This is a genomic window from Saccharopolyspora sp. NPDC050389 (genome assembly GCF_040655595.1).
In the GTDB taxonomy this organism is placed as follows: domain Bacteria; phylum Actinomycetota; class Actinomycetes; order Mycobacteriales; family Pseudonocardiaceae; genus Saccharopolyspora.
The window spans coordinates 22,509-35,843 of sequence record NZ_JBFAKG010000045.1 but is presented as its reverse complement, the minus strand read 5'-3'; the positions used below and the strand labels follow the sequence as shown (position 1 = coordinate 35,843).

At 70.2% G+C, this 13,335-nt stretch carries 16 protein-coding genes; 11 read left to right on the top strand and 5 right to left on the bottom strand.

The genetic code is table 11. The annotated features are described in order from the left end of the window. Window positions 1-47: 47 nt before the first annotated feature. Both AB0I53_RS27265 and AB0I53_RS27260 read left to right on the top strand, forming a co-directional pair. Window positions 48-461 carry a GNAT family N-acetyltransferase gene (locus tag AB0I53_RS27265; RefSeq protein ID WP_358608663.1) on the top strand — a complete coding sequence of 138 codons (414 nt, stop codon included), beginning with the start codon at window positions 48-50 and terminating at the stop codon, window positions 459-461. Between the two features lie 56 nt (window positions 462-517). Continuing rightward, window positions 518-814 (top strand): 4a-hydroxytetrahydrobiopterin dehydratase, encoded by a 297-nt coding sequence (locus AB0I53_RS27260; RefSeq protein WP_358608660.1) that lies wholly within the window; start codon window positions 518-520, stop codon window positions 812-814. A gap of 104 nt (window positions 815-918) precedes the next feature. On the opposite strand, the gene AB0I53_RS27255 is transcribed toward AB0I53_RS27260, so the two are convergent. Then, window positions 919-1,878, bottom strand: a complete 960-nt coding sequence (locus AB0I53_RS27255) for an FAD-dependent oxidoreductase (RefSeq protein WP_358608657.1) — start codon at window positions 1,876-1,878, stop codon at window positions 919-921. A gap of 250 nt (window positions 1,879-2,128) precedes the next feature. Between AB0I53_RS27255 and AB0I53_RS27250 the strand changes: the two genes are divergently transcribed. Both AB0I53_RS27250 and AB0I53_RS27245 read left to right on the top strand, forming a co-directional pair. After that, on the top strand, window positions 2,129-2,473 hold the full coding sequence (locus AB0I53_RS27250; RefSeq protein WP_358608654.1) for a hypothetical protein: 345 nt from the start codon (window positions 2,129-2,131) through the stop codon (window positions 2,471-2,473). 108 nt (window positions 2,474-2,581) lie between these two features. After that, window positions 2,582-3,229, top strand: a complete 648-nt coding sequence (locus AB0I53_RS27245; RefSeq protein WP_358608651.1) for a DUF6461 domain-containing protein — start codon at window positions 2,582-2,584, stop codon at window positions 3,227-3,229. 56 nt (window positions 3,230-3,285) lie between these two features. Here AB0I53_RS27245 and AB0I53_RS27240 read toward each other — a convergent pair whose 3' ends face one another. Both AB0I53_RS27240 and AB0I53_RS27235 read right to left on the bottom strand, forming a co-directional pair. Then, window positions 3,286-4,035 carry an alpha/beta hydrolase gene (locus AB0I53_RS27240; RefSeq protein WP_358608648.1) on the bottom strand — a complete coding sequence of 250 codons (750 nt, stop codon included), beginning with the start codon at window positions 4,033-4,035 and terminating at the stop codon, window positions 3,286-3,288. Continuing rightward, window positions 4,019-5,200, bottom strand: coding sequence for an MFS transporter (locus AB0I53_RS27235; RefSeq protein ID WP_358608645.1), 1,182 nt, complete (start codon window positions 5,198-5,200; stop codon window positions 4,019-4,021). The genes AB0I53_RS27240 and AB0I53_RS27235 overlap by 17 nt, the downstream gene beginning before the upstream one ends. Before the next feature lie 59 nt (window positions 5,201-5,259). Here AB0I53_RS27235 and AB0I53_RS27230 point away from each other — a divergent pair, with 59 nt between their 5' ends. Then, window positions 5,260-5,610 (top strand): MerR family transcriptional regulator, encoded by a 351-nt coding sequence (locus AB0I53_RS27230; RefSeq protein ID WP_358608788.1) that lies wholly within the window; start codon window positions 5,260-5,262, stop codon window positions 5,608-5,610. Between the two features lie 32 nt (window positions 5,611-5,642). After that, window positions 5,643-6,218, top strand: coding sequence for a Uma2 family endonuclease (locus AB0I53_RS27225; protein ID WP_358608642.1), 576 nt, complete (start codon window positions 5,643-5,645; stop codon window positions 6,216-6,218). A gap of 460 nt (window positions 6,219-6,678) precedes the next feature. Here the strand turns inward: AB0I53_RS27225 and ychF are convergent, their stop codons facing one another. Together ychF and AB0I53_RS27215 are read right to left on the bottom strand one after the other, a co-directional pair. After that, on the bottom strand, window positions 6,679-7,758 hold the full coding sequence (gene ychF / locus AB0I53_RS27220; protein ID WP_358608639.1) for a redox-regulated ATPase YchF: 1,080 nt from the start codon (window positions 7,756-7,758) through the stop codon (window positions 6,679-6,681). 106 nt (window positions 7,759-7,864) lie between these two features. Further along, window positions 7,865-8,089 carry a hypothetical protein gene (locus AB0I53_RS27215; protein ID WP_358608636.1) on the bottom strand — a complete coding sequence of 75 codons (225 nt, stop codon included), beginning with the start codon at window positions 8,087-8,089 and terminating at the stop codon, window positions 7,865-7,867. Window positions 8,090-8,240: 151 nt separating this feature from the next. On the opposite strand from AB0I53_RS27215, the gene AB0I53_RS27210 reads away from it, so the two are divergent. The 5 genes from AB0I53_RS27210 (at window position 8,241) to AB0I53_RS27190 (ending at window position 13,176) form a co-directional block, all read left to right on the top strand. Beyond that, the gene (locus AB0I53_RS27210) at window positions 8,241-9,164 is read left to right on the top strand and encodes a hypothetical protein (protein ID WP_358608633.1); all 924 of its coding nucleotides are present in this window, start codon (window positions 8,241-8,243) and stop codon (window positions 9,162-9,164) included. 7 nt (window positions 9,165-9,171) lie between these two features. Further along, window positions 9,172-10,371 carry a histidine kinase gene (locus tag AB0I53_RS27205; RefSeq protein ID WP_358608630.1) on the top strand — a complete coding sequence of 400 codons (1,200 nt, stop codon included), beginning with the start codon at window positions 9,172-9,174 and terminating at the stop codon, window positions 10,369-10,371. Window positions 10,372-10,476: 105 nt separating this feature from the next. Continuing rightward, complete coding sequence (locus tag AB0I53_RS27200; RefSeq protein ID WP_358608627.1) at window positions 10,477-11,127, top strand: response regulator transcription factor; 651 nt, start codon at window positions 10,477-10,479, stop codon at window positions 11,125-11,127. Between the two features lie 33 nt (window positions 11,128-11,160). Further along, on the top strand, window positions 11,161-12,639 hold the full coding sequence (locus tag AB0I53_RS27195) for an AlkA N-terminal domain-containing protein (protein WP_358608624.1): 1,479 nt from the start codon (window positions 11,161-11,163) through the stop codon (window positions 12,637-12,639). A 36-nt stretch (window positions 12,640-12,675) separates the two neighbouring features. Continuing rightward, a complete protein-coding gene (locus tag AB0I53_RS27190; RefSeq protein ID WP_358608622.1) occupies window positions 12,676-13,176 on the top strand; it encodes a methylated-DNA--[protein]-cysteine S-methyltransferase in 501 nt (166 codons plus the stop codon). Window positions 13,177-13,335: the final 159 nt, after the last annotated feature.

Below are 13,335 nucleotides of genomic sequence, written 5' to 3'. Positions count from 1 at the left end.
GGCCGTCGTGCGGCAAAATCGGTTGGCCCGGCCGATACGCTCGGGGCATGGAGTTCGAGGTGGACGATTCGCGGGCCCGGGTCGATCGCGACGTGGTGTGGGAATTCCTTTCCACGCAGGCGTATTGGGGCCAGTGGCGCAAGCGGGAGGACTTCGACCGGCAGATCGACCTCGCCTGGCGCGTCGTCGGCGTCTACCGGAAGCCGGACGGCGCGTTGATGGGCTTCGCGCGAGCGTTCTCCGACGGCGTGGCTACGGCGTACCTGGCGGACGTGTTCGTCCTCCCGGAGGCGCGCGGCCACGGCATCGGCAAGGCCCTGGTGCAGGGCATGATCGAGGACGGCCCCGGTCGCGACTTCCGCTGGATGCTGCACACCGACGACGCGCACGGCCTCTACCGCGCCTACGGCTTCACCGATCCCGACGGCACCTACCTGGAGCGGCCGCGGCGCGTCTCGTGAGCGACGCGCGGCCTCGCCGGGTGGAGGTCGGCGCGCCGAACCTCCACCATGTCGGTATGACGGAACTGCTCACCGATACCCAGGTCTCCGAAGCGCTCCAGCACCTGCCGGAGTGGACCCAGTCCGGAGTCAAGCTGACCCGCACCGTCGAGTTCGGCAACTTCCCGCAGGCGATCCAGGCAGTGAACCGGATCGCCGAAATCGCCGAGAGCGAGAACCACCACCCGGACATGGACATCCGCTGGCGCACTGTGACGTTCTACTGCACCACGCACTCGAAGGGCGGCATCACGGCCAACGACACCTCGCTCGCCCAGGAGATCGACAACGTCGTGGAGCAGCTCCAGTCCTGATCGCTCCCGGCTGGACGACGTTCGGCCTGGTCAGGACCCGTGCGTACGTTGTGCTGCTATAGCGACAAAAAGCACTCACGGCAGTTGACCAGGCCGAATCGGGCTCAGTCGGCCTCTTCGGCGAGGTCCGCGGCCTCGAACGCGCATCCCCAGGACAGCGCGACGCCGCAGCCTCCGTGGCCGTAGTTGTGGATGATGCGCGCGCCTTCGTAGTGCTCGACCTCCACCCGCACCGATTCCCGGCCGGGCCGCAGCCCGACCAGTTCCGCGAGCACTTCGGCGTCGGCCAACCGCGGCTCCACCTCGGCGCACCGGCGCCGGATGCCCTCGCTGTCCTCGCGGCGGGGCGTGAGGCTCCAGTCCTGCTCGGCCGCGACGCCGCCGAGCACCACCCGGTCGCCGTGCGGCATGTACGCGGTGAACTCGCCGGAGTCGCTGAGCTCGATGAAGTACTCGTCGATCCCTGGGTTGCGCACCACGACGTGCTGGCCGCGCACCGGGTGGACACCGGGGTCGCCGACGAGTTCCCGCGCGCCGACTCCGGTGCAGTTGACCACCGTCGCGGATTCGGCGACCGCGTCGGCCAGCGACGAGACCGGGCTGAGCTGCAGTTCGCCTCCCGCGTCGCGGAACCTGGCGACCAGGTGGTCGAGGTAGCGCGGCATGTCGATCAGCGGCACGGTCGCGCGGTAGCCGCTGACGAACCCGTCCGGCAGTTCTTCGGGTGCGCATGGGCGCAGGTCGGGGATCAGCCTCACCTCGGGCGGGACCGCGTCGCCGAGGTCGAACCGGGCCGCCATCCGCCCCACCGCCAGGTGCACGCCGGAGCTCTCGTCGCGAGCGAGCGCGGTGAACTCCGCGTGCGACCGGGTCACCCAGTACAACACCCGATCGGCGGGCCGCAGCATCGCCGGGCCCCACATCGCGCCCGCGACCGCGGATGTGGTGTCCCGCGGCCGATCGGCGGTCCGGATGCGCACGCGCCTGCCCGCCTCGGCGAGAACGACCCCGGTGGTCAGGCCCTGCACGCCCGCGCCGATCACCAGCACCGGATCTGCGGTCATCTTCGACACGCTAGCAGTCAACCGGCGAACTCGACGGGGCTGAACGTGCCGCCCAGCTCAGGCGTCGACCACGTCGTGCTCGATGCGGATGCGCTCGCACACGCGCCCTCGGGCATCGGCCTGGTGGAAGCCGCAACGCTACTGCTCAACGGGCTCACCGCCGCCCAGGCCCCTCGGCACGCTCGGGCTGGTGCCGTGAGCAGCCCGGAGCGCCGCGGCGAGTGCCGTTTCGCTCACTACGGTGTAGATCATGAAGACCCTGATCATCCCCGGCGAACAGGAGTTTCTCGATCAGTTCGGCGAAGCGCCCGAAGTCTTGGAAGAGCCTTGGATTCAGGGGGCGAAGTTCGAGACCGGGAACGGAACCCTCCGGCTCAGCTTTGACCAGCTCGAGAACTCCATCCGGTTCGAGTGGCGCCAAAGCGATGACGTTCTGTGGCACTTCTTCCGCGAAGGTGCGACCGCTCTGAGCATCCGAGCGGAGAACGAGGAGACGCGCCTCGTTGCGGAGTTCGAGTCCGAAGAGCTGTCCGGAGAAGTGGACGTCAGGGTTTACCCGAAGATCGCGATCAAGGATTCTTTGCTCCGCAGTTGAAAGGGAGTCCCCGGCCATCCGACTCTGCCCCTTTGACTCTTGGTGGGGCCGGCGGCGCGCACGAGAATACCTGGCGATACCACGCACGAGGCCAGGAAACGAGGTCACATGCCAACGCCCGGATTTCCGCCGGACACGCTCGACGACGACGGAGCGCCCATCTGGATCACCGAGTTGGCCAGCGACGACCCGAACCACGCCGTGCACGTGGTCCGCGACCTCGAACCTGCGGACGCGCTGGAAGCGCTGGGCGCCAAACCCCGGTTGTTCCGGCCGTGCGAGCTGCCCCGAAGCAAGCCGGACGAGTGGACCTCCCTGCCGGCTGCGGCCCTCGGCGGCGAACCCGGCGGCGGTGCGACGCTGCTGGCAGGACGCATCGGTGCGTGGACATTCGTGTACGACGACGCGGGGTACACCGTCGGTGTTGATGACACAACCGCCCTGTCCGCCAACGGTCGCGTAGCAGCCACGAGCATGTTCTCCATCAACGCCGACGCCAGCCTCACCTACGCCGTCGACGGGAAGGAACTTGCCTGGATCAACGTCGACGACCTCGACCTCGAGGGAGATCTGCCCGGCATGCCGGCCGAACTGCGCGCAGCGTTCGAAGCGGCAGGCACCGTCGAACACGACTACCTCGATCCTGGCGAGCCCGACTACGACATCTGCATGCGCGCTGTCTGCGCTCTTGCCGGCCTGCGCTGCACGGTCGAAGACCTGCGTCGAATCCCGCTACTGGCCACACCGTTCGGCTGACCCCGCGCAAGTGGCCGGGTCGCCGAACTGCGGTCAGGCAGGGGCCCGAGCGAAGCTCAGCCCAGGAAGTCCTGGATCGCCGCGAGCCACGGTTTCGGGTTCTCCGCGCCGATGAGGTGCCCGGAGTCGATCTCGACCAGCCGCGCGCCGGGGATCTTCGCGGCGAGCTCGCCGGAGTTGTGCGGCGACACCAGGGTGTCCCGGGTGGTCGCGACGACCAGCGTCGGCACGGAGATCTTCGGCAGGTCGGCGCGGACGTCGACGGTGCGCAGCAGGTCGAGGTGGTCGCCGGTGCCGACCGGCACGCCGTCGGCGGTGCCTCGGAACATCTCGTCCCAGTCGTCGATGGAGTTCAGCGCCGCCGGGCTGAAGCAGTTCAGCAGCACGAATCGCGCGAGCGCTTCCCGGTCCGGGCCGTCGAGCAGCTGCTGCCAGAGGTCCAGGTTCAGCCGGAAGTGCCGGTCGGCGGTGGCGAATCCGGCGGTGAGCACCAGCGACGTGACGCGCTCCGGGTACCGCACGGCGGCCCGGACGGCGACCGTCGTGCCCATCGAATAGCCCAGCACGCCAAAGGTTTCCACACCCTCGTCGACCGCCGACGCGACGACTTCGTCGACGAGCCGGTCAAGTTCGAGAGGTTGCCCGGCCTTCGGAGTGCCGCCCGAGCCGGGATAGTCCGGCGCGACGACCGTGTGCTTCATGGCGAGCTCGTCGATGAACGGGAAGTTCGCCGCGGCCGACCCGCCCGCGCCGTGGGCCAGCAACAACCCGGGCCCCGAACCACGCACCTCAACGGACAAGGACATCGATTTTTCCTTTCACATCAACATTTCGCCGAACACCAGTGGCCGACAGCGCGACCAAGGCGGCGACGATTCCGATCCCGATGAGCCAGTACGGCGTGGCGCCACCGTCGAGCACCCGCCCACCGATCCACGCACCGCCGGCGTTGCCGAGGTTGAAAGCCGAGGTGTTCACCGCGACCGTCAAGGTCGGCGCGCCCGCGGCCGCCGCGAACGCCCGGGCCTGCAACGCCGGGATCAGCGCGCAGCTCACCGCCCCGAGCACGAACACGCCCACCGCTGCGGCCACCGGATTCCGCACGACCAGCCCGAAAACCCCTAGCGCGACGGCCATTCCGGCGAGCAATCCGCGAACCGAACCCCACGGCCGCAGATCCGCCAACCGGCCACCCACCAGGTTCCCCAGCAGCCCGCCCGCGCCGAACGCCATCAGCAGCCAAGCCACCGCCCCGCCCCCGAAACCGGAGATGCCGGTGAGAATCGTGGCGATGTAGGTGTACGGCGTGAAGAGGGCGATCTGCGTGAGCACCGTGATCACGACGACCACGAACACCTCACGGCTGCCCAGCGCCCTGATTTCCGCCCGCACCGAAGAGGTTCCGGTCGCCCGGGACGACGGCACAGCGGCCGCGACGATCGCCGTGGCGATCAGGCTCAGTGCGGCGATCGCCCAGAACGTGGCGCGCCATCCGAGCTCATGACCGATGAATGTGCCCAGCGGAGCGCCGAACACGGTCGCCAGGTTGAGCCCGGCGCTCACCACTGCGATCGCCCAACCACGACTCTCCTCGCCCACCACAGACACGGCCTGCACCAGACCAACGGCGAAGAAGGTGGAGTGCACGAGCGCCGCGAGAACCCGCGCGATCATCACCAGCCCGAAGGAGCCGGCGACCGCAGCCAGCACATTGCCCGCGGTGAATCCCGCGATCAGGCCGATGAGCAGCGCCTTACGCGGCAGCCGCGTAGTCGCGGCGGTGACCACGGGCCCGGCCAACGCGACCGTCAGCGCATAGCCGGTGACGAGCAGGCCCGTCGTGCCGACCGACACGTGCAGATCCGCCGCGATGTCCGGCAGGACGCCGATCACCGCGTACTCGGCGGAGCCCACGGCGAACACGCAGGTCATCAACGCCACTAGGGCCCAACCGCTCCGCTGGCTTCGCATGCCGCAGACGCTAGAGTCTGACAGTGATGTCAGAGTCAACGACGCGTGAGCCGGATCTCATGAAGATCGGCGAGCTGTCCCGCCGGAGCGGCGTCAGCCAGCGCCTGCTGCGCTACTACGAGCAGCAGGGCCTGCTCGCCTCGGAACGGGCGCCGAGCGGCTACCGCTACTACCGCGAGGAAGCGGTGACGATCGTCGCGCAGATCCGGAATCTGCTGGCGGCGGGCCTGAACACGGAAACGATCCGCACGGTCCTGCCCTGCGCGAGGGGCGAACTACCGATCCTCGAACCGTGCCCGGACGTCCTGGCCACCCTCCGAACCCAGCTAGCGGCAATAGACGACCGCCTGACGTGCCTCCAGCAAACCAGAACGGCCCTGGCCACCTACCTCACCGCCACCGACCGGTAGGGCCGTCCGCCGCGCACCGATACCGTTGCCAGGTGCCCGCCGCCTGGTCGTTCCCGCCACGAGCGGAAGGCTGGTTCGCAGAGGATCTCGACGGCCTGCACGAAGCGCCTCGACACACGGAACTGATCGACGGCACGCTCTGCTTCCCGGCAACCCCGCAACAGTCCTGGCACGGCCGCCTCGTTACAGGACTGACCGTCGAGCTCGCCCGCCAGGCCCCCGCCGGCATCGAGGTCGAACGGGAGATGACGATCCGGCTCGACGCACGCAACAGGCCCGAGCCCGGCCTGCTGGTCACCACGGCCCCGTTCGACCCGGACCGGACCTGGTACGAACCGCGGGACGTGCTGCTCGTGGTGGAGGTGGTCTCGCCGGAATCGGCACACCGCGACCGGACGGTCAAGCTCCGCAAGTACGCCGACGCGGGCATCCGGCACTACTGGTACGTCGGAGACGAGGACGCATCCGCGGCAGTTCACGTCTACGAACTGGACGGACCGACCGGTGTCTACGCCCCGGCGGGCATCTTCCGCGGCACCCTCCAGCGGCCGGTGCCGTTCGAAATCAGCGTCGACCTTGATCGGCTCACCCCGCGCCGCTCCCGCTAGACCACGCCTGGCGGAGATCCGCTCCGGGGTGTTCGCCGATGACCGCTGGGAACGCCAGGGCTGGTGATGGCGAGCCGCCGGCATCCGCCACATCGGTCCGATCGGGGGCTGACCCGCCGCGTTACGGTGTAGATCCCCCCGCTCTCAGCTCCGCCCACCAGGAGATCCGCATGTCCCCGCTCAGGGCGGGGCCGGTCGCCTGGGGCCTGCAGTTCCACCTGGAGGTCACCCCCTCTCGGCCCCGACGCGACGGAGCGGCTGCGAGCCGACGCCCCCGCCTTGTGCCCGCTGGCCGAGCAGAGCCTCGCCCACCCGCGGGCCCTCTTCCTGTGGCAGTAGCCGCGGCAAGGGGCGGCCGAGTCGGACGGAAAACAGGACAGGGGCCAGACCGCAAGATCTGGCCCCTGCCCTGGAATTTTCGACCTCGACCAGCCTTTTCGGTCGATCAAGGAATCGAGCGTCAGACGTTGAAGCGGAACTCCACGACGTCGCCGTCGGTCATGACGTAGTCCTTGCCTTCCATCCGGACCTTGCCCACAGACTTGGCGTCCGCCATCGAGCCCGCCGCGATCAGGTCGTCGAAGGAGACGATCTCCGCCTTGATGAAGCCGCGCTCGAAGTCGGTGTGGATCACCCCGGCCGCCTGCGGCGCCGTCCAGCCCTGGCGGATCGTCCAGGCCCGCGCCTCCTTCGGCCCGGCCGTCAGGTAGGTCTGCAGGCCCAGCGTGTGGAAGCCCGCGCGGGCCAGCGCGTTCAGGCCCGGCTCCGCCTGGCCGATCGATTCCAGCAGCTCGCGCTGGGACTCCTCGTCCAGCTCCTTGAGCTCCGCCTCGACCTTGGCGTCCAGGAACACCGCGTCGCCGGGCGCGACCAGGTCGCGCAGTTCCTTCTGCTTCGCCTCGTCGGCCAGCACGCCCTCGTCGGCGTTGAACACGTAGAGGAACGGCTTGGTGGTCAGCAGGTTGAGCTCGCGCAGGTCCGGCGTGTCCTTGCCGAGGCCCGCGCCGAACAGGGTCTGGCCGGAGTCGAGGATCTCCTTGGCCTGCTGCGCGATCTCCAGGGCCGGCCGCTTCTCCTTGTGGGTGCGGGCTTCCTTCTCCAGCCGCGGCAGCGCCTTCTCCAGGGTCTGCAGGTCGGCCAGGATCAGCTCGGTGTTGATCGTCTCGATGTCGCTGGACGGGTCCACCCGGCCGTCGACGTGCACCACGTCGGGGTCGTCGAAGACCCGGATGACCTGGCAGATCGCGTCCGCCTCGCGGATGTTGGCGAGGAATTTGTTGCCCAGCCCCTGCCCCTCGGAGGCACCCTTGACCAGGCCCGCGATGTCGACGAACGACACCGTGGCGGGCACCGTCTTCGCCGAGCTGAAGACCCCGGCGAGCTTGTCCAGCCGCTCGTCCGGCAGCGGCACCACGCCGACGTTCGGCTCGATGGTGGCGAACGGGTAGTTCGCCGCGAGGGCGTCGTTGCTGGTCAACGCGTTGAACAGGGTGGACTTACCGACGTTGGGCAGCCCGACGATTCCGAGGGTGAGGCTCACGCCCCGAAGTGTAGGTGCTCACTCGCGGCGGCATCGGGGCCGGTCGCGCGGGGGTGCGCGGATGCACAGCCGAGGCTCGGCCCGAGTGCGCACCCGCGCCGCGACGTCAGTCGTCGTCCTGCTCGCCGCCCTGCTGGTCGCCGCCGTCCTGCTGGTCGCCGTCCTGCTGGTCGCCTTGCTGCTGGTTGTCGCCGTCCTGCTGCTCCTGCTGCTGCTCCGGAGCGGGCGCCGGGTCGTTGCACCCGGCCGTGACCATCAGGGCGAACGCGGCACCCGCCGCAGCGCCGACGATCTTGAAGCCACGCCTGGTGCTGATCTTCGATTGAGCCATGCCGCGACGATAGGGATGAAACACGCAAAATGCACCCTCCCCGATCGAAATCCCCCGCGCGAGGGAGGCGGCCCCCGCCACAGCGGGAGGTTCGCGGGCCGCGAGATCCCGAGCATTGCCGGTGAGTTCAGCCGAACCACCAGGAGCGCAGATGCTCAAGTCGAACCGGGCGGCGCTGATCGCGTCGGCCCTGACCTTCCTCTCCTTCGAATCACGACACTTCCTGCCGCGCGGCCTCATCATCTTCGAGCTCCCGAACTGGGCGACGCCGCTGGCCGCAGCGGCCGGTGTGCTCGGCGCCGCGCTGCTGATGTCGCCGCTGCGAGCCCGCGTGCTCGTCGCGATCAACGGAGCGGCCGTGTTGCTGCTGCTCTGGGCGGCCGGCGGCATCCTGTTCGACCTGTTGCGGCTGTTCGGCCTGATGGGTTTTCCTCCGGACTGGCCGATGTTCGCCACCCGCGCCTTCGCGTTGACGAGCGCGATCCTGCTGGTCCGCGCGACGATCCTGCGCTTCCGGGCGCTCACCGGGGCTTGCGCTCGCTGCGGCGGCCCGGCCTCGTCACCGCCGCGCTGGCTCGGATACCTCGGCGTCCTGTTCGCGCTGCCCTATCCGGTGATCAAGACCAACTGGGCGCTGGGCGGCACGATCGGGCTGGACTACCCGGACCTGGCCCGGGACGGGTTCACCAGCGGATGGCTGGTCGTGCCCGCCGCGCTGATCGGCATCGTGCTTTCGCTGGCCCTCGTTCACCGGTGGGGACGGATCTGGCCGCGCTGGGTTCCCGGCCTTGCTGGACGCCCGACTCCGCGAGGGTTGCTGCTCTTCGGCGGCTGGTTCGGCACCGGGCTGCTTTTCACGATGGGCCCGGCCGGCTTCGCCAGTGTCGTCGCCGACCTGATCTCCGGCACGTCGTCGAGCTCGATCGCCGGGATGCATTACTGGCCCGGGGCGCTGTTCTACGTGAGCTGGATGTGCTGGGCGCTGGCGCTCGGGCCGTCCGTCTACCTGTACCAGCGGGCGACGCGCCGCAAGCCGTGCGGAACCTGCGATCGCGTGCCGGTCCCGCAGGGATGATGTGGCCATGCCGTCCCGCCTGATCAGACCGTTCACCGCGAGCACCACGTACCGGCGGTGGGTGCATCTGATCCTCGGGGCCGTCCTGGCCGTGCCGTACCTGGCGGTGGCCGGGCTGGTGCTCGGGCCGCTGCTGGGCCCGGGCATCGGGCTCGGCCTGCCGCCTGTCGCGGTCGGCCTCGTGCAGGGCGCGTTCGTCGTGCTCGCCGTGGTGGCCACCGGATTGCTGCCGGCGACCCGGTCGCTGTCGGGCGCCGCGGCGAAGGCGCTGCTCGGGCTGCCGGAATCCGGCGGCGCCGACACCTGGCCGGATCGGTGGCGGACCGTCTGCTGGCTCGTCGTGCACCTGGTGCTCGGCTCCGGCATCGGCCTGCTGACGCTGATCGTGCCGCCGTTCATCCTGATCCTGCTCGCCGACCCGCTGCTGCACCTGCCGCCCGAACTCACCGGTATCCCGCTGTACCGGACGCTCGGCATCGGGCGGTGGTGGGCGCCGCTGGCCGGTGCGGGCCTGATCGTCGCGGGTTTCCACCTGGTCGCGGGGATCGGCGCGGTGCCGGCCCGGCTCGCTCCGACGTTGCTGGGGCCGTCCGAGCACGAGCGGCTGCGACGCCAGGTGGAGGAGCTGTCCGAGCGGAACCGGATCGCCTCCGAGCTGCACGACTCGGTCGGGCATGTGCTGAACGTCGTTGCGCTGCAAGCGAGTGCGGCGAACCGGGTGCTGGACAGCGATCCCGCCTTCGCCCGGGAGGCGCTCGCGGTGATCGCGGAATCGACGCGAACCGCCCTGGCCGACCTGGATCACGCACTGGGCAGCCTCCGATCCTCCACTTTGGACGAGGCGAGCCTGGCGGGCCTCGACGACCTGATCCGCTCCACCGAGCTGGCCGGTCTCGCGGTGCGCCTCGAAGTCCGGGGCGACCCGAGTTCGGTGCCGCCGCAGGTGAGCCGCGAGAGCTACCGCGCAGTGCGCGAGGGCCTCTCCAACGCCTTGCGCCACGCAGGCCGGGTGGCGGTCGCGGTGCGGATCACCATCGACACCGGCGCGCTGGAGCTGGAGATCACCAACCCGCTGGGCTCGGCATCAACTCCCGGCCACGGCTTGGGCCTGAGCGGGATCAAGCGCCGCGCAAAGGTCCTCGGCGGCCACGCCGAAGGCGCCGCGCACGGCGGCAACTGGCGACTCCACGTCTACCTCCCCTGGTGACAGCGAGTCTTCCGGAGCAGCGTTCCCGCAGGCACGGGGCCGTGAGTCTTTTGGGCTGCGTTGGTGCGCGCCCACCCCGGTGCGTGGCGCAATACGCTCGGTGGCGTGAGTGAAGCCACGACCGTGCTGGTCGTCGACGACGAGCCGCTGATCCGCTCCGGGCTGCGGGCCCTCATCGACGCCGAGCCCGACCTGACCGTCGTCGGGGAGGCCGCCGACGGCGCCGAGGTCGTCCCGCTGGTGCGGCGGCTGCGGCCCGACGTCGTGCTGATGGACGTCCGGATGCCCGGCGTCGACGGGATCCAGGCCACCACCGCGATCCTGGGCTCGGTGCCGGAGCCGCCGCGCATCGTCGTGATCACCACCTTCGAGCACGACGACCACGTCTACGGCGCGCTGCGCGCCGGAGCGACCGGCTTCCTCCTCAAGCGCTGCCAGCCCGAGGAGCTCGCGCAAGCCATCCGGATCGCGGCGCGCGGCGAATCGCTGCTGTTCCCGGCCGCGATCCGCCGGCTGGCCGCGCCGCACCACGCGAGCCGCCCGCAGGTCGAGCTCACCGAGCGGGAAGCCGACGTCCTCCGCCTGGTTGCGCGCGGGATGTCCAACGGCGAGATCGCCGCCGAGCTGTTCATCGGCGTGCAGACCGTCAAGACCCACGTCGGCAGCGTGCTGGCGAAACTCGGCGCCCGGGACCGCACGCAAGCGGTCGTGTTCGCCTACGAATCGGGCTTCATCAGCGTGTCCGATTCCCGCTAGTAACCGCCTCCGGACGCTGGCACCATCGAAGACATGCTGGTGGGAACAGAGGAAGCACTGCGGGCCGTCGCCTCTCGCGACGCACGTTTCGACGGCTGCTTCATCCACGCCGTGCGCACCACGGGCATCTACTGCCGCCCGTCGTGCCCGGCACGCACGCCCAAGCCCGACAACAGCCTGTTCTTCCCGACGGCCGCCGCCGCGCAAGCCGCCGGCTTCCGCGCGTGCCGCCGGTGCCTGCCGGACGCGGTGCCCGGGTCGCCGGAGTGGGACCTGCGCGCCGATCTCGCCGGCCGCGCCATGCGGCTGATCAGCGACGGCGTCGTGGATCGCTGCGGAGTGCGCGGGCTGGCCGACCAGCTCGGCTACTCGGAACGCCACCTGACGAGGGTGCTCACCGCCGAACTCGGCGCCGGGCCGCTCGGGTTGGCGCGGGCGCACCGCGCGCACTCGGCGCGGATCCTGATCGAAACCACCACGATCCCGTTCGGCGACGTCGCATTCGCCGCCGGATTCTCCAGTCTGCGACAGTTCAACGACACGTTGCGCGAGGTCTTCGGCGTGACCCCGACGGCGATGCGCGGCCGCGCGCAGCGGCGCAGCGAGGTCCCCGGCAGCGCCGGTGCCGTCCAGCTGCGCCTGCCCTTCCGGGCTCCCTGCGATGTGGCCGGCGTGCTGCGGTTCCTCGGCGAACGAGCGCTGGACGGCCTGGAAGATGCCGGGCCGGTCCACTACACGCGCGCGCTGCGCCTGCCGTACGGCACCGGGATCGCCACACTCCGCCCGCATGAGAAGTACGTCGCCTGCACGCTGCGGCTCACGGACCTGCGCGATCTCGGCAGCGCGGTGTCCCGGCTGCGCCGCCTGCTCGACCTCGACGCTGACCCGGTCGCGATCAACGAGGCGCTCGGCGCGGACCCGGCGCTGCGGTCGGCCATCGCGCGGACGCCCGGGGTTCGGGTGCCGGGCAGCGTCGACGGAATGGAGATCCTGGTCCGCGCCGTGATCGGCCAGCAGATCTCGGTGGCGGCAGCGCGAAAGACGACGGAGCGGCTCGTCACCGCGCTGGGCGAGCCGCTGGCCCACCCGGAAGGTTCGGTGACGACGCTCTTCCCGACACCGGAGGTACTCGCGGAGCGAGCGCTGGAGGCCCTGCCCGGGCCGCGTCGGCGGGCGGAAACCGTGCGCGCCGTCGCGGCGGCCGTCGCCGACGGAAGCCTCGCGCTGCACACCGGACGGGACGAAGTCGAGCTGCGGCACGATCTGGAAAGCATCTGCGGCATCGGCTCGTGGACGTCGAGCTACGTCGCCATGCGCGTGCTGGGCGCGCCCGATGTGCTGCTGACCGGTGATCTGGCGTTGCGGCGAGGCGCCGGGATGCTCGGGATGTCCGAAGACCCGGCCGCGATCCAGGCGCACGCGCGGCGCTGGAGCCCGTGGCGCTCCTACGCCGGGGTGCTCCTGTGGGAAGCAGCCGCCAGCGGAACGCCGCAGCTGCAGCTCGCTTCGTGATCCGGCCGCGCCACAAGCAGAAGCCTTGGAGAGAACATGAACAACTGGTCCACTGAGGACACTCCGGCCGGCCCGTTCACCGCCGTGGTCGACGCCGACGGCGCCGTCCTCGCCGGCGGCTGGACGGCCCGGCTCGACGAGCTCGTGCCGCTGGTTTCCCGCGAGCTGCTCCGCGAAGCACCGCGCGAAGCAGCGGATCTCGGTCCGTTGACCCGCGCGATCCGCGACTACCACGCCGGTGACCTGCACGCGGTCGACGGGATTCCGGTGCGGCAGCGCTCCGGGGAGTTCCTCGAGCACGCCTGGGAGGTGCTGCGGAAGGTCCCGGCCGGCGAACCCGTGAGCTACACGGAACTAGCCGCACTGGCGGGCCGCCCACAAGCTGCCCGGGCGGCGGCATCGGCCTGCGCCCGCAACGCGGCGGCACTGTTCGTGCCGTGCCACCGAGTGCTGCGCAGCGACGGCTCCCTAGGCGGCTTCCGCTGGGGCCTCCCGGTCAAGCGCTGGCTCCTCAGCCACGAAACCACCACTAACTGACCGGGCCGGAAAGTCCCCAATTTTGCCTGAAATTGGGGACTCACCTTTCGCGGAGCGCCGGGAGACGCGTGGCTCCGTTTTCGCCTGAGACCGGAGCCACACCCGCAGAGCTCAAGCCGAAGTGCGGTTCCAATTTCGCCTGAAATTGGGCGGAAACGC

Bases quoted from the DNA above. Each gene is read 5' to 3' on its own strand.
- AB0I53_RS27265 (WP_358608663.1), top strand. From the start codon at position 48: ATGGAGTTCGAGGTGGACGATTCGCGGGCCCGGGTCGATCGCGACGTG.
- AB0I53_RS27260 (WP_358608660.1), top strand. From the start codon at position 518: ATGACGGAACTGCTCACCGATACCCAGGTCTCCGAAGCGCTCCAGCAC.
- AB0I53_RS27255 (WP_358608657.1), bottom strand. From the start codon at position 1,878: ATGACCGCAGATCCGGTGCTGGTGATCGGCGCGGGCGTGCAGGGCCTG.
- AB0I53_RS27250 (WP_358608654.1), top strand. From the start codon at position 2,129: ATGAAGACCCTGATCATCCCCGGCGAACAGGAGTTTCTCGATCAGTTC.
- AB0I53_RS27245 (WP_358608651.1), top strand. From the start codon at position 2,582: ATGCCAACGCCCGGATTTCCGCCGGACACGCTCGACGACGACGGAGCG.
- AB0I53_RS27240 (WP_358608648.1), bottom strand. From the start codon at position 4,035: ATGTCCTTGTCCGTTGAGGTGCGTGGTTCGGGGCCCGGGTTGTTGCTG.
- AB0I53_RS27235 (WP_358608645.1), bottom strand. From the start codon at position 5,200: ATGCGAAGCCAGCGGAGCGGTTGGGCCCTAGTGGCGTTGATGACCTGC.
- AB0I53_RS27230 (WP_358608788.1), top strand. From the start codon at position 5,260: ATGAAGATCGGCGAGCTGTCCCGCCGGAGCGGCGTCAGCCAGCGCCTG.
- AB0I53_RS27215 (WP_358608636.1), bottom strand. From the start codon at position 8,089: ATGGCTCAATCGAAGATCAGCACCAGGCGTGGCTTCAAGATCGTCGGC.
- AB0I53_RS27210 (WP_358608633.1), top strand. From the start codon at position 8,241: ATGCTCAAGTCGAACCGGGCGGCGCTGATCGCGTCGGCCCTGACCTTC.
- AB0I53_RS27205 (WP_358608630.1), top strand. From the start codon at position 9,172: ATGCCGTCCCGCCTGATCAGACCGTTCACCGCGAGCACCACGTACCGG.
- AB0I53_RS27195 (WP_358608624.1), top strand. From the start codon at position 11,161: ATGCTGGTGGGAACAGAGGAAGCACTGCGGGCCGTCGCCTCTCGCGAC.
- AB0I53_RS27190 (WP_358608622.1), top strand. From the start codon at position 12,676: ATGAACAACTGGTCCACTGAGGACACTCCGGCCGGCCCGTTCACCGCC.